Source organism: Paenibacillus sp. FSL E2-0190 (genome assembly GCF_037992965.1).
GTDB lineage: Bacteria > Bacillota > Bacilli > Paenibacillales > Paenibacillaceae > Paenibacillus_AQ > Paenibacillus_AQ odorifer.
In genome coordinates, this window is record NZ_CP150306.1 from 1928487 (window position 1) to 1944954 (window position 16468).

16 protein-coding genes are annotated in these 16468 nt (G+C 46.2%); 13 read left to right on the top strand and 3 right to left on the bottom strand.

Features of this window, described 5'->3' with window-relative positions; all coding sequences use genetic code 11:
* Positions 1 to 10: 10 nt before the first annotated feature.
* On the top strand, positions 11 to 2134 hold the full coding sequence (locus NST25_RS08195; protein ID WP_340393752.1) for a hypothetical protein: 2124 nt from the start codon (positions 11 to 13) through the stop codon (positions 2132 to 2134).
* A gap of 137 nt (positions 2135 to 2271) precedes the next feature.
* On the opposite strand, the gene NST25_RS08200 is transcribed toward NST25_RS08195, so the two are convergent.
* Entirely contained in the window at positions 2272 to 2700 is a 429-nt protein-coding gene (locus NST25_RS08200; protein ID WP_340393753.1) for a cupredoxin domain-containing protein, read from the bottom strand.
* Between the two features lie 240 nt (positions 2701 to 2940).
* Between NST25_RS08200 and NST25_RS08205 the strand changes: the two genes are divergently transcribed.
* Positions 2941 to 4008, top strand: coding sequence for a GGDEF domain-containing protein (locus NST25_RS08205; RefSeq protein ID WP_076126393.1), 1068 nt, complete (start codon positions 2941 to 2943; stop codon positions 4006 to 4008).
* A gap of 70 nt (positions 4009 to 4078) precedes the next feature.
* Here the strand turns inward: NST25_RS08205 and NST25_RS08210 are convergent, their stop codons facing one another.
* Entirely contained in the window at positions 4079 to 4426 is a 348-nt protein-coding gene (locus NST25_RS08210) for a phage holin family protein (RefSeq protein ID WP_036683548.1), read from the bottom strand.
* A gap of 152 nt (positions 4427 to 4578) precedes the next feature.
* On the opposite strand from NST25_RS08210, the gene NST25_RS08215 reads away from it, so the two are divergent.
* The 4 genes from NST25_RS08215 to NST25_RS08230 all read left to right on the top strand — a co-directional run bounded on the left by NST25_RS08215 (position 4579) and on the right by NST25_RS08230 (position 9813).
* Positions 4579 to 6945 (top strand): endonuclease MutS2, encoded by a 2367-nt coding sequence (locus tag NST25_RS08215; RefSeq protein WP_339190230.1) that lies wholly within the window; start codon positions 4579 to 4581, stop codon positions 6943 to 6945.
* Positions 6946 to 6976: 31 nt separating this feature from the next.
* Positions 6977 to 7396, top strand: a complete 420-nt coding sequence (locus tag NST25_RS08220; protein WP_036683543.1) for a DUF350 domain-containing protein — start codon at positions 6977 to 6979, stop codon at positions 7394 to 7396.
* Between the two features lie 211 nt (positions 7397 to 7607).
* Positions 7608 to 8153, top strand: coding sequence for a hypothetical protein (locus NST25_RS08225; RefSeq protein ID WP_051491295.1), 546 nt, complete (start codon positions 7608 to 7610; stop codon positions 8151 to 8153).
* Positions 8154 to 8254: 101 nt separating this feature from the next.
* A protein-coding gene (locus NST25_RS08230) for an IS3 family transposase (protein ID WP_340393755.1) occupies positions 8255 to 9813 on the top strand; the annotation gives its coding sequence in 2 pieces (ribosomal slippage) (positions 8255 to 8888 and positions 8888 to 9813; 1560 coding nt in all).
* Positions 9814 to 10221: 408 nt separating this feature from the next.
* On the opposite strand, the gene NST25_RS08235 is transcribed toward NST25_RS08230, so the two are convergent.
* Positions 10222 to 11472, bottom strand: a complete 1251-nt coding sequence (locus NST25_RS08235) for an FAD-dependent oxidoreductase (protein WP_340393757.1) — start codon at positions 11470 to 11472, stop codon at positions 10222 to 10224.
* A 176-nt stretch (positions 11473 to 11648) separates the two neighbouring features.
* Between NST25_RS08235 and NST25_RS08240 the strand changes: the two genes are divergently transcribed.
* The 7 genes from NST25_RS08240 (at position 11649) to NST25_RS08270 (ending at position 16455) form a co-directional block, all read left to right on the top strand.
* A complete protein-coding gene (locus NST25_RS08240; RefSeq protein ID WP_036683535.1) occupies positions 11649 to 11882 on the top strand; it encodes a spore coat protein in 234 nt (77 codons plus the stop codon).
* Between the two features lie 30 nt (positions 11883 to 11912).
* A complete protein-coding gene (locus NST25_RS08245; protein ID WP_076126401.1) occupies positions 11913 to 12296 on the top strand; it encodes a spore coat protein in 384 nt (127 codons plus the stop codon).
* Between the two features lie 259 nt (positions 12297 to 12555).
* Entirely contained in the window at positions 12556 to 13056 is a 501-nt protein-coding gene (locus NST25_RS08250; RefSeq protein ID WP_036683529.1) for an Lrp/AsnC family transcriptional regulator, read from the top strand.
* A 13-nt stretch (positions 13057 to 13069) separates the two neighbouring features.
* Positions 13070 to 14290, top strand: a complete 1221-nt coding sequence (locus tag NST25_RS08255) for an aminotransferase class I/II-fold pyridoxal phosphate-dependent enzyme (protein ID WP_036683526.1) — start codon at positions 13070 to 13072, stop codon at positions 14288 to 14290.
* Positions 14291 to 14540: 250 nt separating this feature from the next.
* Positions 14541 to 14729, top strand: coding sequence for an aspartyl-phosphate phosphatase Spo0E family protein (locus tag NST25_RS08260; protein ID WP_232061510.1), 189 nt, complete (start codon positions 14541 to 14543; stop codon positions 14727 to 14729).
* Between the two features lie 171 nt (positions 14730 to 14900).
* Complete coding sequence (locus NST25_RS08265; protein WP_076126402.1) at positions 14901 to 15467, top strand: cob(I)yrinic acid a,c-diamide adenosyltransferase; 567 nt, start codon at positions 14901 to 14903, stop codon at positions 15465 to 15467.
* Between the two features lies 1 nt (position 15468).
* Positions 15469 to 16455 carry an RluA family pseudouridine synthase gene (locus tag NST25_RS08270; protein ID WP_340034193.1) on the top strand — a complete coding sequence of 329 codons (987 nt, stop codon included), beginning with the start codon at positions 15469 to 15471 and terminating at the stop codon, positions 16453 to 16455.
* The last annotated feature ends 13 nt before the right edge of the window (positions 16456 to 16468 follow it).

Sequence of the window (16468 nt, forward strand, 5' to 3'; positions counted from 1 at the left end):
GGGCACAACTGTGGCTATGGACCGGACACGTGTCGCCGTGGAGATATACGGAACTTCCTATAAACTCGTCGGAAGCAGTACTGAATATATGAAACAAGTGGCCCGTTATGTTGATGAACATATGCGCACGATTTCTAAATCTCACACCAGACTGGACACACCGCGTATAGCGGTGCTTGCAGCTGTACATATGGCGGAGCAGGCTATTCAGGTTCAGGACTTCAAAAATGAACTAAACATGATGACAGGTGAACGCAGTGAACTGCGATTGGAAGTATCTCGCCTGCTGGAGGTACAGCGGGAGCGGCAAGAAGAATTCGAGCGACTTGAAGCTGCGGCCAAAGAAGAGGCTGGGCGACTGATTGCTGCTGCGGAGGAAGAACGTAAGCGGCATTTGGAGATTCAGGAGAATGAACGCAAGGTACATGCGGAACAGCTTCAGGAGGCAGTGCAAGCTGTGGAAGCTGCACGCAAGAAGCTGGAAGAAGAATTGCTTGAGCGCGAGATAGAGCTGCAAGCACTGCGGACAAGCTACGAAGAAGAGCAGGCAGCTAGTCGTGAACACCAGCGGCAGGAACTGGCGAAGGCGGAAGCCATCCGCTTGCAGCAGCTGGAGGAGCAGAAGGCTGCTCATCTGCAAGAGCTGGAGAACATCCGGGAGACGCTGACCAAGGAGAAGACAGACACGCTGTCTGCTCTGCAGCTTGAGCTGACCGAGACCAAGTCAACACTGGAGGAAGAGCTTGAGGTTACCAAGTCTACATTAGGTAAAGAACTCGAAGATACCAGATTGACGCTGGGTAAGGAGCTTGAGGATACCAAGTTGACGTTAGGTAAGGAGCTTGAAGATACCAAGTTGACCTTAGGTAAAGAGCTTGAGAGTACCAAAGCGAAGTTGGGCAAAGAGCTGGCGGAAGAACGTGAAGCACTGCAGCGGGAACAAACCAAGAATAAGGAACTGCGGCAGTCACAAGGCACTCAAGAGCATAGACATAAGCAAAATATTCAAGAGCTGGAAAAACAGCTGGCTGAGCTTCGTGGTGGGACAGGGCAACTTCAGTCCAGATTACGTGCGGCTGAAGCCAGTCTTAAGAGTGAACGAGATGCAAGACAGACGCTTCTTGGACAATATGAAGCGATTGTTAAACGTGAAGAACAGCTCAGTGAAGAGCTGCGCACGGCTACTGAGCTGGGCACACTGTTGAATGAGGAGCTGGAAGAGTTACGCCAGCGTTATCAACAGTCACAGAATGAAGCTACAGAGCTAAGAGCGTCACTACAGGAGACGAGTGAAAATCTGCACCGTGTTCAGGAAGAGCTTGCGGGATCAGCAGCAGAGGCGGCTAACTGGCAGGAGCTTTCGGATAAACGCATGGAAGATATTGGTGAACTGGAAATGAATCTGCTGGAGTCTGAGGAGAAATCCGTGTTGCTCCAGAAAGAGATCGACACGCTACGTGGGCAAGCCGATGGATTAGTACAGCAGCTGGATCAGGAGGTTCAGCTTCGTACAGATGCAGAACGCGAAACAGCGGTACTTCGGGAGCAAGGTATGCAGGCTCAGAAGGAATTGTCTGCGCTTCGTGTTCGTTATGAGGAATTGATTGCTCAATACGACGATGTACTGCAAGAAGGAGAACGCCTGCAGGAAAGATATCAACTGTTGCAGGAAGAAGGCGAAGAGGCAACACGACGCTTAGAAGAGTTATCTGAAGCTAGTCGTGAAGCTGCTGCTACTGTTGCTGAGCAACAGGAAGTGCTGAAGGAAGCAGAGGCGTACGGAGCTTCCTGGAAGCATAAGTACGAGGAACTATCCGATCAGCAGCTGCAGTGGACGGATCTCGAAGCAAAGCTGCGTGAGGAGATCGACATTTGGCAGCAGGAAGCCGGTGAGGCTGAAATGAAGCAGGAAGTTATTGATCGTGAACGTAGCGAAGTGCTTCAGCAGCTAGGTGAAGTTGGTGAAAGCTATGAAATGGTTCAAGGACAGCTTCGTTTGTTGCAGCTCCAGTTTGAAATGCGTCAGGAAGAGCTTGACAAGCTGACAGATGAGCATCGTAACCTTAAAGAAGAATATGCCAAGCTACAAAATGAATATAATGAATGGATTCAACTGATCGAGCAAGACAGTTGAGTGCCGGATGCAAGTAAAAGAGCTGACCTGATGAGTAGAGAGATCTATTTCGGGTCAGCTCTCTTTATTAATGAGCTCAAATTAAAAAAACAGCCGATCTCAGGGGAATCCCTAATAATCGGCTGTTTATGTGTAATCTATTCCACGATGATTGTAGCTCTCATTCCGCTATGTCCGGAGCCACACATAATGGAGCAGGTCATTTCGAAAGTTCCAGCTTCCTCGGGTACGATCACCTTTGAGGATTTTTTTTCATTAAGCTGCAGCTCGAACTCTGGAATAAGGATACCGTGATTGCCGTCATCATTTTTAAAAATGATTTTGACGGGAACACCCTTTTTTAGATGATATTCTTCCTGATCAAAGCTGTAATTTGTAGCTGTAATTATGAGTTCTGTTTCTGCCTCGATTTCCGGCTCCGCTGTGTTAGCATTGCCAGCAGCACTATCATTGTTGTTCCCACAGGCTGTAAGTGCTATAACGAACACCATTGAAAGTAGAATTGCAAATTTTTTAATAATCTTAATCCCCTCCAAAGAAGTCCAAGCATAGTGAAAATGTGACAATTATGTAGACATCATAACTTAAAATTTAAGTAAGCGCTTTGATGAAATGTGAAAAATATGTGAACAGGCAGACTGTTCAAACTTTGTCGTAAATTGCAAAAAAATGATGAAAATATAACTAAAATTTATTATAATGAAAGCTATTACATTAACGTATAAAAGTAGGGGATACATATTACAAGTATTAATGATGCGCTAAGTACGGAGGTTTGGCACCGTAGAATCTTACAAGGCTATTGGATGGTAGTCATTCTTTTATTAATCTCACAGTTGCTGTTTTTGTCGAATATTGACCGACTCCAAATAAAAACAACCATGGATACGAATCTATGGCATTTATTTATAGCCTGTAATTTACTAATTGTGTTTCTTATGATTACTGCGGAGCTGTGGCTGCGTTATAGTAAACAGTCCCCTAAATATGGGGTGGTTAGCTGCGGGTTTTTAGTGTCCTACCTTATGTATTTTGTATTAGAGCCTTTTGTTGACGGTGCTCAGATGACACTTATGATGCCGATTATGGTTGCTCTTATTTATTTTGATCGTAAGCTCCTGTACATAATGGGGTTATTTAGTATTGTGTTTTATGCCGGGGTATATTTTGGGTTGGAACGGCCATTCCTACATAAACCGCTGCTTGAATTCTTGATGGTAGAGTGTGTATTTTTGGTATTTGTGCTGATGGCTATTGCAGTAATTATTCGTGCTCGTGAAGCGCGTATTAATTTAGAAAGATTAACCAAGGCGGGCCAAGATCTAATGGTGGAGAGGGCTATTTCGGATAAGCTGCTGAAGATAGACGCACTCACTGGACTCTATAATCATAAAACCTTTCATGAATATTTGGATTCATTATTGGAGCAATGTGAAAGCAACAACCTTCAGTTACAGCTGGCTCTTTTCGATATTGATAACTTCAAGCAAGTGAATGATACCTACGGACACAGGGTTGGAGACCTTGTACTTAAGGTGATAGCGGACAAGGTAGGCGGCATGATTGAATTAAATGATTTTGCGGCTAGGTATGGTGGGGAAGAGTTCGCTGTGATTTTTACAGATAAAAGTTTCTCGGAGTCCTATGAAGCAGTAGAGAAATTACGGAAAAATATTGCTCAAATTGAACATTTGCAGGCTGGTAACAAGCCTATCACCGTGAGCATTGGAATTTGTGATTATCAGCTTGGGGATGGAAAAGAGCTTCTCTTTCGTAAAACAGACAAAGCGCTCTATACCGCTAAAAAGCAAGGCAAGAACAGAGTGGTCAACTGTGCGGAGAGTCATAAAGAGGAGATTGTGTCTTTTGCATAAAAACAACACAGAACCCCTTATTGCCGGAGAAGAACCGGAATAGGGGGTTCTGTGTTGTGAAGAGCTTTTGTTACTTAGCGGCCTCAAATGGAGTGGATACCGGCAGAAACAGGTCGATAATCCCAATGACAAGAGCTGCTAAGATGGCACCCAGAATGGATACGCTGACTCCGCTGACTACGAATTGAGCGACCCAGATTACTACCGCGCTGACAATAAAGCCGACGATACCACGACCGAAAGGCGTTGCTTTTTTGCCGAAGATTCCTTCGACTACCCAGCCGAGTAGCGCAATCACCAGTGCAAGGATTAAAGCGCTCCAGAACCCACCAACCGTGAACTGTGGAACAATCCAGCCAACAACCATCAGAACAAGCGCTGCGACCACAAAACGACCAACATGACTTAAGAAATTCACTGTACTAACCTCCTTTGGCCCATGCTAAGGATATGTGCAGTTCTTATTGTGACCTTATTACGTGATTCTATGCTTAAAAATAAGACCCAAATAGCGAAATTGACCTGAATTCTGTATAATGGAAACATCTATGAAGGGAGCTGTGACTGTAATTGGACGACAAAATTTTGCATACGCTTGAATATCGCAAGATTTTAAATAAATTAATGCAATATACGCAAACCCCCATGGGAAGATTGGCTGCGGAGCAGCTAAGGCCCTCCGGCGATTTCGAAGGTGTGAAGAAGCTGCTTCAAGCCACGGATGAAGCGGCTAATGTGGATCGCCTGAAGGGCATTCCTTCGTTCGGCGGGGTAAGCGATATTCGAGCTGCACTAAAACGTGCTTCTATAGGCGGAATGCTGGGAACAACTGAGCTGCTGGCCGTTGGAAATACCATTGGCGGCGCACGCAGAGTCAAACGTTTCCTGGCAGCTATGCATGAGGAAGAAAAGATTGAGCTCCTGTTCTCACTGAGCGACGTTTTATCGGAGCAAAAACATGTGGAAGATGCCATCCGTTTATGTATAGACGAGAATGCTGATGTACTTGATACAGCTAGTTCTGAGCTGGCTAACATTCGCCGTGAATTGCGCGGAGGAGAGACCAGAATTCGTGAGAAGCTGGATTCGATGATTCGTTCGTCTTCTGTAGCGAAAATGCTGCAGGATCAGCTGGTGACCATTCGTGGTGATCGGTTTGTTATTCCTGTAAAAGCGGAGTACCGTGCCCATTTCGGTGGTATCGTACATGATCAGTCTGGATCAGGAGCGACTTTATTTATCGAGCCAGAGTCTATTGTGGCGATGAATAATAAACTCCGTGAAACACGGCTGCGTGAGGAACGGGAAATCGAGATCATTTTACACAGGCTGACGGCACTTGTAGCCGACATTGCGGAAGAAATGACCTACGATATTGATATTCTGGGAGAACTGGACTTCATCTTCTCCAAGGCGCGTCTTGCTCGTGATATGAAGGCTACTCAGCCGCGTATGAATGACCGCGGTTATCTTAAGCTGCGCAAAGGGCGGCATCCGCTTATTCCAGCGGAGCATGTGGTTCCTTTGGACGTGGAGCTGGGCAATCAATACAGCTCAATTATCGTAACCGGACCGAATACCGGTGGTAAGACCGTTACCCTCAAAACCATCGGCTTGTTGAGCTTAATGTCGATGTCCGGCTTGTTTATTCCAGCAGAGGAAGGCAGCCAGATGTGTGTGTTTGATGCCATTTATGCTGATATTGGCGATGAACAGAGCATTGAACAAAGTCTGAGTACCTTCTCTAGTCATATGACTAATATTATCTCCATTCTGCGTAGAATGACTCCTAAGAGCCTTATTCTGCTTGATGAGGTGGGGGCTGGAACCGACCCGGCAGAAGGCTCTGCGCTGGCAATTGCCATTCTGGAGCATATTCACCGGATCGAATGCCGTATGGTCGCAACAACACATTATAGCGAACTGAAAGCATACGCTTATGAGCGTAAGGGAGTCATCAATGCCAGTATGGAATTTGATGTCCAGACCCTTAGCCCAACCTATCGCTTGTTGATCGGCGTACCCGGACGAAGCAACGCCTTTGCGATTGCCGAGCGTCTAGGTCTGCCTCATGCGATTCTGGAACATGCCCGCGGCGAAGTGAAGGAAGAAGATCTGCGCGTGGAGCATATGATTGCTTCTCTCGAAGAGAATCGGCTGGGAGCGGAACAGGAGCATGAACGTGCAGAGGGCATCCGCCGCGAAGTGGAGGAGCTGCGCAGCAGACAACAGCAAGAGCTTGAGAAGCTGGAAAGCCAGCGTGAGAAACGCCTCGAGAAGGCTGAGAAGGACGCCAGCGCGATCCTGGACAAAGCGCGTAAGGAAGCTGAGGAAATTATCAGTGATTTGCGCCGCTTGGCTATGGAAGAAGGAGCTTCAGTTAAAGAGCATAAGCTGATTGAAGCGCGGCGACGTCTGGATGAAGCTGAGCCATCACCGCGCAAGAAGGCTGTTACCCGCAAGACTACCAAGGCTCCACGTACAATTGGTCCTGGAGATGAAGTGAAAGTCGACAGCTTGAACCAAAAGGGCTTTGTGGTGGAGCTAAGCGGTACTAAAGAGGCGCTGGTGCAGTTTGGCATTATGAAGATGAAGGTAAGGCTGGATGATTTGGAATTGCTCTCCTCGAAGGCAACAGCTACACCAACGGCCCTTCGCCATGCGACAACCGTCAAGCGTTCCCGTGATGAGAACATTCGCAGTGAACTGGATTTGCGCGGGACTAACCTGGAGGAAGCTATCATGGAGACAGATCGTTTTATCGATGAAGCCTTTTTAGGTAATCTGGGTCAGATCGCCATCATTCATGGTAAAGGAACGGGTGTGCTGCGCACAGGAATTCAGGAATATTTGCGTAAGCACAAGCATGTGAAGAGTTATCGGCTCGGGAATTATAACGAAGGCGGCGCGGGCGTAACTGTGGCTGAGCTGCAATAGCGGGATTTCCCGGCAGAAAGAAGGGGAAAGCGTGCAAGAAGATATTGATCTTTTGCTGGGTCATCCGCTAGGTGCCTTGCTTGGCTACTTTGCAGTGGCGATTCTTGGGCTGGTTGTATTTCTGTCTTTTTTTGAAATGGTAACGAAATATAATTGCTGGGAAGAAATTCGTAAGGGAAACCTGGCAGTGGCAATGGCGACAGGCGGCAAAATCTTCGGAATTTGCAACGTACTGCGTTTCAGTATTGAAGCAGGTGTTTCAATTTACGAGACAATGAAGTGGTCCGTCGTCGGTTTTTTGCTGCTGCTGCTTGCCTATTTTTTATTTGAATTTCTGACCCCTGTATTCTCTATTGACGAGGAGATCGCTGCGGATAACCGTGCTGTTGGACTTATTGCCATGCTGATCTCGGTATCGTTGTCTTATGTAATAGGTGCGGCTATTTTTTAAATTCGTCCTTATAAGGACACCCTGCAAAGGATTATGGATCTGGACAAGCTTTGAATTGAGCAGTCCCACTCTTTGTGGGGTATCTTAGGAGGAAATCATGAAGATTCTCACCCGAGTTCTGTTTCTGTCAGCGATTGCTTTTATAGCAGCCGGTATTATTTATTTAATGATGAATTAAATTTAAAGTGAAAGTATGAAGGAGATTATAAAGATGGAAACAACTGTATGCCCTTGGTGTCATACTGAAATTGTATGGGACGAGGAATTTGGACCTGAGGAGAATTGTCCTCACTGTAACAATGAGCTTAGCGGATACCGTACGGTCACTGTTGGGATTGACGGCATCGAAGAAGAAGAAGTAGAGGAAGTCGTAGAGGAACCCAAACAAGAGGTTGTTAATGACGATGATCTTTGGGGAGAGCCTGATAAAGACAGCGTAGTTCCAATCTATAATACGCTTAATCAATTCGGCGATGATTATGACTTGAACAAGTACGAAGAGAGTGTCTCAGCTATTCTGGCCATTCAGGAGGAAGCTCCGGAATGTACTCAATGCCATGAACTTACGATCCTTGCGGGTAAGCAGCCTGTGAGCAGCTTTGAGCCGTCTGCTCCAGCTACACTAGGTAAGTCGGTATTAACCGCTCCATTCTCACTCAATGTTTACGTATGTCCTTCCTGCTTCCATGTTCAGCACAGTCTGGCACAGGAAGATCGGATTCAGCTCGTACGCAATTTGAGCAACGCTCAGGCGTAAGAATAAGTATATAAAAAAAGGGGCGGTCCCATAATGATATGCTCCCCATATAGTAGACAGGTGAAATAATAAAAACCTGTCGCTGTATGGGGAGCATTTTTATGGAACAAAAGAAGTTTACAGCACTGGAAAAGTTAACGATTCTCCAAGAAATTGAACGGGGCGACATTGGTTTGAAAACTGCGGCCCGGAAGTATGGAATATCCAAAAACTCATTAGTGAAGTGGCGGCAACGTTATCAATTGTATGGATACGAAGGGCTGGAAGTCCGAAGCTACAATCGTACATATTCTGCAGAACTTAAACTCCATGCCGTTAAGGACTATCTCGAGGGAGGATTGTCGCAAAACCAATTCATCTGCAAGTATAAGATTGCAAGTTCAACCCAACTTGCCAACTGGATTAGGAAGTATAATGGTCATAGCAACAGCTTAACAGCTCATTCAGTAGGAACTAAAGCTATGACCAAAGGACGCGTAACCACTTGGCAGGAACGGATAAATATCGTGCTGTACTGCCTTTCGAACAGAGAAGACTATGCGAAGACGGCAAGCCATTTTCACGTGTCTTACCAACAAGTATATAGCTGGGTAAAGAAGTACGAAGGTGGTGGTGAAGAGGCGTTACGAGACGGTAGAGGACGCACTAAAGCGCCTGAAGAACTTACGGAAGCAGATCGCCACAAACTCGCGATGCAAAAGCTGGAATACGAGAATGCACGCCTGCGTGCGGAGAATGCTTTTCTAAAAAAGTTAGAGGAACTCGAAAGGAGGAGACGTTAAGGACCATTCGCCAGGTGAACATTTACCTGGCCATTCAGGCCGTTCAGCAGGAACAGTCTTGCTCCATTCGGCTTTTGTGTGACATCGCAGGGATTTCACGGTCAAGTTATTACAAATGGTTGAATCGCAAACCCAGTTCTCGAGAGGCTGACAACGAGAAACTGACAGAGGCTATGCTCCTCTTGTATGAGAAGGTGGAGCGAACCTTTGGGTATCGCCAATTGACCCTGCATTTGCGCAGACAAATGGATAAATCTATTAACGCAAAGCGAGTGTACCGGCTGATGAAATGCCAAGGCATCCAGTCAGTCATCCGCAGAAAGAGAAAGAAGTATGTAGGCTCCACGCCTCAGCAGGTTGCAGAGAATGTGCTGAACCGTAATTTTGAGGCTGAAGCTCCAAACCAAAAATGGGTAACGGATGTAACGGAATTCAAATACGGAAACGGCAAGAAGGCGTATTTAAGTGCAATAAAAGATCTGTATGACAAGTCGATTGTTGCTTACGTTCTGGGTCATTCCAATAATAATTCGCTAGTTTTTAACACACTGGAATTAGCTTTGAAGGCAGCACCGGAGAGCCGAACCTTACTCCATAGCGACCGTGGTTTTCAGTATACCTCTCTGCATTTTAAAAAGATGCTGGACGATGCAGAACTGAAGCAAAGCATGTCCCGAGTAGGCTGCTGCATTGACAATTCGCCGATGGAATCCTTCTGGGGAACATTGAAATGTGAGAAGTACTACTTACATTCCTACCAGACCTTTGAAGAACTCCAAACAGATATTGATACCTACATTCACTTTTACAATAACGAACGGTTACAGGCAAAACTAAACGGCCTCAGTCCCATTGAATTTAGGACTAAGGCCGCTTAAACTACTTTTATTTTTTTTGCTGTCTACTTGACGGGGTGCAGTTCACTTGACCGTTGACCGTTGTCGGAAGCGTGCGTATATGTAATCACTGTCGGATGCGCATAGTAACCCGTTAACGGACACAACCGGCCTTAATCGCACCATTATCCGATATTTGGAATGCTATCGGACTCCAGTGCAGCTATTGGCTTGAAAAACGCCTATATATGGGCCTCTTTCCAAGGATAGCATCACTGGAGTCCGAAACCTTGCTTTAAAGGCTAAAAACATGTAAATAACGTCAACTGAGTCCGTAAGCTCCATGGGCTGATGGATTTATGATTGAAGCAAGAAAAATAAAAAGCGGGGTTGTCCAAAAAGCAGTGAAGCAGCTGCGAGGGCCAGCCCCGTTTTTATTTTCTACAAAAATCAGTTCTGTTTCATCACGTCCAAACTCTTAGAAGGAGAGGGTTTGGCTGACCGGGTGAGTGAGAATAAATCTAACTCAGGCCGATGTTTGCCGGCAATCGTATCCGTTAACAACTCCGCAGCGATCATACTGTACACCGTCCCATTGCCTCCGTAGCCCTCGATGAAGTAACAGTGAGGGAACTTTGGATGTGGGCCGATATATGGAAGCCCATCACGAGTAGAACCGAACACAGCACCCCAAGAGTACTCCAGCTCAATGCCTTTAATTTCTGGAAATAAGGCTTCAAGCTCTTCGAGCAATTTTTGACCTTGAGAAATCACCCGGACCTCACGACGTTCGGTGTCTGTCAGCTGCTCATCCTTACCTCCTGCAATAATCCTGCCTTCAGGGGTTGTCCGAAAATATAAATAAGGGCGGGCTGTCTCCCACAGCAGGCTACGCTCATGCCACTTTGGAAAATCCTTTAGAGGTTTGGTCATCACTGCATACGTGTTGATCAGCTCAGCGCCCCGGTCTTTTTTGAATTCCTGTGTTTCATAACCCATTGCAAAAATAACATCCTTGGCAATAATCCGGCCACTTTCTGTATGGCAAATCACGCCATCCTCAGTAAACTCATAATGTTTCGCTTCGCTCTGTTCAAAGACGCGGACGCCATTCGACGCTGCCTTGGCGATTAGGCTGTGCACCGTTCGATAAGGATTCGCTTCGGCATCCCCGCGTGAATAAAGTCCTGCTGGTTTTGAAAAAGAGTACAGAGCTGCAATCTTATCCTCTTCCCAAAATTCAGAATCGAAGCCATTAGCCACGAGATTCTCATATTCTTCCCGCAATGCAGGTACATCCGCAGGAGTGCTGGCATACAAAAGACTGCTGCGAGGAATGATCTGCGGATCGATATCGAGCTTGTCCGGCAGGTCCAGAATGTTCCTTACCCCAGCCTGGCATAACTGATAAAAGAGCAAACCGTTCTTTTGCCCAAAGGTGTTCATGCATGAGGTTAACGATTTATCGTTGGAAATCTGCAGGAGTCCAGTGTTAGCATGCGAGCTGCCGCTGCCGACCCGTCTTTTTTCGATCAGAACAGCATCCGCTCCACTTAAGGACAAGCGATAGGCGGCCATTGCCCCACCCATTCCGGCGCCTACAACCAGGCAATCACAATAAATAGTACCTTCTAGAGAGGGGTAAGTTGGAGGGTTCTGTAAAGTGCTTGACCAAGGTGTATTTCCACTATTTAAATTCATGAATTGTTCGCTCCTTCATTCGTGCCGTGATTTAGTATTGGCGGCATTTTATCGTCTCATTCGCGGTATGTTCTTATTTCTGTCATAACTCTCTAGTGCCTTTCGGCAAATAAATCGCGGGCATAGGCGGCATACTAAAGCCTGTATGAATCAACTACAAGGAGGGACTACAACAAATGCAATCAACGCAAATGCAAGCGCTAAGTGGTAAGGAATTGGAATATATCGCTGACTCCATCTCTAATGAGGACTTGCTTCTCAAGCAATGTGCAGCAACGGCTGCGACAACACAGAATCAACAAGTTCGCCAAATTTGTATGCAGCATATGCAAAATCACACCAAACACATGACTGAGCTCACTCAGTTAATCCAACAACATCAACAATACGCGCCAACAAGCCCACAATAATTGCAATATTAATTCTAAGGAGGTTATTTAATGAACGCGCAAAATACTGGGGCATTTATGCCGGATGAGGATTTACTAAACACCATTTTGTGTGATTTGAAGCGGACCGTACGCGAATATGCTACAGCTGCTACAGAATCAGCATGTCCAGCCGTTCGTAGGGTTTTTAACACTATGACCATGGACACTTTGCAACTCCAAGGTGATTTATACACGCATATGTCTCAACTGAATATGTATCCTGCACCTGCAAAAGCATTGCGCCAAGATGTGGACAAGCAGCTTCAAACCGCACAGCAAATGCAACAGCAAACAGGGCAATTTGTTCAACAAAAAACCGGGCAATTTGGCGCATACGCTCAGAATGCTCATATCCCGGCTAACGGACAACATCAGCCTTCTCATTTAATGTAACCATGATGGTTGGCGAATGAAGCAAATCGCTTCGTGTGTGTGGAGATAACGCCCGTTTTTACTGGTTAAATCCGGTAGAACGGGCGTTTTTTCTATTTTTTTGTGTATGTTCTATGTAAACTCTGCCTTTCATGGAAGCTCCTATGGGGTTATTTTGTTTGCAGAGATGCACATTTCATGTCATATTAGTATTAAACTCTTTTCGCGGGGCGACGCATTAATAGCGTACCGTCATTGGCGAACTATCCGGAGGGAAGGCATGAAGGAAATGAACGAGCTTAAGAGGAAAGTGCTGGAACTGCTTAAGGAAGACGCGAGAAGATCTACTGCACTCTTAGCAACGCTGCTTGGCGCGGAAGAAGAAGATGTGAAGACTGCGATTGAGCAGTTGGAGAAAGATCATGTCATTGTAAAATATGCCGCCGTTGTAAACTGGGATAAAGTGGACGATGAGAAGGTAACCGCACTGATTGAGGTGCAGATTACGCCTGAACGAGGGCGTGGTTTTGAAGGGATTGCCGAGCGAATCTACCTGTATCCACAGGTCAAATCAGTTTATCTGATGTCTGGTGCTTATGATCTTCTGGTGGAAGTGGAAGGCCGGAATTTACGTGAAGTGGCCAATTTTGTATCTGAGAAGCTGTCTCCAATTGATTCAGTACTTTCAACCAAAACGAATTTTACCCTTAAAAAATACAAACAGGACGGGATCATCTTCGAAGAGCATGAGGAAGACAACCGTCTGATGATCTCTCCATAAAGGAAGTAATCATATGATCACGAATAAATCGCAGCTAACTGGAGAAGACAGCAAATCAATGGATTCTTATTTGGCCCCGTTGGTACAGCAAATTCAACCTTCGGGTATCCGCAAGTTTTTTGATCTGGCTGCAGGCAGTAAGGATATCATCTCTTTGGGAGTTGGAGAGCCTGACTTCAAGACCCCCTGGCATGTCAGAGAGGCTTGTGTCTATTCGCTGGAAAGAGGATTTACAGGGTATACATCCAATGCAGGGATGCCTGAACTGCGGGAAGGGATCGCGAATTACTTGCACAGCCGTTTTGCTGTGGAATATGATCCTGCCAATCAAATTATAGCAACCGTTGGCGGAAGCGAGGCCATCGATTTGGCACTACGTGCGCTGATTTCACCGGGGGATGAAATTCTGATTCCTGAGCCTTGTTATATCTCTTATTCGCCGATCACCGCGATTGGTGGAGGAATACCTGTAGGTATTGAAACGGTTGGTGAGAATAACTTTAAACTTACTGCGGAAAGCTTGGAAGCCAAAATCACTCCGCGCTCCAAGGTTCTGATTTTGTGTTACCCTAGTAACCCTACGGGAAGTGTAATGACCCGAGAAGATTGGGAGCCGATTGCTAAGGTAGTAGAGAAACATGATCTTATAGTGATTTCAGATGAGATTTATGCAGAATTGTCTTATGGCATTAATCACGTCAGCTTTGCCTCTTTACCAGGCATGATAGACCGTACGATTCTGGTTAGCGGCTTCTCCAAAGCTTTTGCAATGACCGGATGGCGGATGGGGTATGCTTGTGGTCACCCGGATCTTATCGCTGCAATGCTTAAGATTCATCAGTATACTGTGATGTGTGCTCCTTCTATGGGACAGGTGGCTGCACTTGAAGCGCTGACCAATGGGATGGAAGAGAAGGACCGGATGGTGGATTCCTATAACCAACGGCGGAGGTTGATCGTCAAGGGCCTACGCGATGCAGGGCTGGAGTGCCATGAGCCGCAGGGCGCCTTCTACGCTTTTCCAAGCGTGCGCAAGACAGGGCTGACTTCTGATCAATTTGCTCAACGGCTTTTGCTTGAATACAAGGTTGCAGCTGTGCCTGGAAGTGTCTTTGGATTAGGTGGAGAAGGTTACTTACGCTGTTCTTACGCCACATCAGTATCCCAACTGAACGAAGCAGTAGAACGCATTGGTGCTTTTGTCACAAAGCTTACACGTGAGAGAACGGATTAGTGAAAATTGAACTATAGCCGATCATACAATCCTATGGTATTATTTTACTTTGAGAGTAATTAGCCCCTATAATAGAACTTACAAGGAACCATTTACTCTGGAACTAAGCGTTGCTTTGAAGTTGCTTTATTTAACTTTTATGCTCTTTTGCAGCACGCGCTCAATAATACTTTTGGGAGGGATGATTGTGCTTAGCGCCGATTATTACTTACCTTCCTATGGTGGGAAATGTTTCTCTGGAAATGGGAAAATACCCCCCAAGGGTGATGCTTCTGCTCGCATACTCTCTCTGGAAGATGAAATTAGAATACTCCGCAGCAAGATGGAGCAGCTTTTCCTGCAGGAAAAATCATTCACTTCGGATAATGTGATTGAAATTAGCAGTTTATTGGACCTCAAAATAAATGAGTACATGAAGGGGCGTCCAGCTGGAAAATAGTGCTGCTGAATGCTCTTGAGAGGACCCTAGGGTCCTCTTTTTGTTGTGCACTCTTACTAATGATGGTGTTTTTGTGTATACTCTTAATTTGCTATCTTTATTGCCTTCCTTATAGCAGAAAGCTTAAACTATCAGTATATGTTTTTTAAGAATGGATAGGAGGCTTAAACCATGGCGATTTATACACGTACGGGTGATGCAGGTCAGACCTCAGTGATTGGCGGCCGGGTCGGCAAGGATGATGTCCGCGTCGAGGCCTACGGAACGATCGATGAGCTGAATTGTTTTGTAGGGCAAGCACGAAGCCTGATGGAAAGTGATAATTTCGACGATGTCCGCGAGCAATTGCTCGAAATACAGCATGAGCTGTTTGATTGCGGCACGGATTTAGCATTTGTTAGACTTGCTGATGGTGGTCAATATATGGTGACAAGTGAGATGGCTCAGCGGCTGGAAGGCTGGATAGATACTCTACAAGAGGAGAATCCGCCACTTGAGAAATTTATCCTGCCAGGAGGTAGTCAGCTGGCTTCGGTTCTACATGTATGCCGCACGGTTTGCCGTCGTGCAGAACGCCGGGCGGTTACCTTAGGGCGAACTGCGGATATTAACCCAGAAGCGGTGATTTATCTCAATCGATTGTCGGATTATTTTTTTGCTTTGGCTAGAACGGCTAATACACGGTCAGGGATTACTGATGTAGAATACATCCGCAGTAAAAAGGTGTTCCGAGACTAATATGACAAGCTATTATTCACCCATTACTTATATCATACCGCCTGAAGAGGATGACTTCCTGCTGAAGACCATCCTGCACAAACGGATGGATGTCTCACGCAAGCTGCTCTCTCGCCTGAAGCAGACGGAGCAAGGCATTACATTAAACGGTGAACGTGTATACATTAGTGTGCATGTAAAGGCAGGAGATACCGTGCAGATTCGCATGGAAACGGAGACTTCGGATGATATTTTGCCGCAGCCGATTCCATTTGAGATTTTATTTGAAGATGAACATCTGCTAGTGGTTAACAAGGCAGCGGGAATTATAGTTCATCCCACACATGGACATTACACCGACACGCTTGCCAATGGTGTGGTTTATTATTGGGCACAGAAGAATGAACGCTTCCGTTTCCGGCCTGTTCACCGTCTGGATCAGGAGACCTCCGGTGTGTTAGTGATCGCCAAAAATCCTTACAGCCATCAGCATATTTCCGAGCAGATGATCGCCGGTACTGTGGATAAGCGTTACGCTGCATTTGTTCACGGGGTTCCTGCGGAGTTATCCGGCGATATCGACGGCCCTATCGATCGTGATCCTGAGGAGCCACATCGGCGTATCGTGACACCGGATGGATATCCTTCCCTAACCCGATATGAGGTTAAGCAGGTGTATTCAGCTGGCTCTAGAGTTGAACTAAAGCTGGAGAGTGGGCGTACGCATCAGATTCGGGTCCATATGACCTCAATCGGCTGTCCGCTGATTGGGGACAGCATGTACCGTCATGAGCTGTACAATCTACCAGAATTGACTTCAACTCAAAGCGAGCAATTGGAGACCGTTGCAGCACTCGATGCTTCCATACCGCGTCAGGCGCTGCACGCAGTCCGTCTGACGTTCAAGCACCCGGTGCTTCTGCAAAAAATGATTTTCGAAGCCCCGTTGCCACCTGACATGGCAGCCTTGGAGAAAATATTGGAGCAAGGTCCGACAGTGGATTTGTGATAAAATTATGATT

Bases quoted from the DNA above. Each gene is read 5' to 3' on its own strand.
- NST25_RS08205 (WP_076126393.1), top strand. From the start codon at position 2,941: ATGGTAGTCATTCTTTTATTAATCTCACAGTTGCTGTTTTTGTCGAAT.
- NST25_RS08225 (WP_051491295.1), top strand. From the start codon at position 7,608: ATGGAAACAACTGTATGCCCTTGGTGTCATACTGAAATTGTATGGGAC.
- NST25_RS08235 (WP_340393757.1), bottom strand. From the start codon at position 11,472: ATGAATTTAAATAGTGGAAATACACCTTGGTCAAGCACTTTACAGAAC.
- NST25_RS08240 (WP_036683535.1), top strand. From the start codon at position 11,649: ATGCAATCAACGCAAATGCAAGCGCTAAGTGGTAAGGAATTGGAATAT.
- NST25_RS08245 (WP_076126401.1), top strand. From the start codon at position 11,913: ATGAACGCGCAAAATACTGGGGCATTTATGCCGGATGAGGATTTACTA.
- NST25_RS08250 (WP_036683529.1), top strand. From the start codon at position 12,556: ATGAAGGAAATGAACGAGCTTAAGAGGAAAGTGCTGGAACTGCTTAAG.
- NST25_RS08255 (WP_036683526.1), top strand. From the start codon at position 13,070: ATGATCACGAATAAATCGCAGCTAACTGGAGAAGACAGCAAATCAATG.
- NST25_RS08265 (WP_076126402.1), top strand. From the start codon at position 14,901: ATGGCGATTTATACACGTACGGGTGATGCAGGTCAGACCTCAGTGATT.
- NST25_RS08270 (WP_340034193.1), top strand. From the start codon at position 15,469: ATGACAAGCTATTATTCACCCATTACTTATATCATACCGCCTGAAGAG.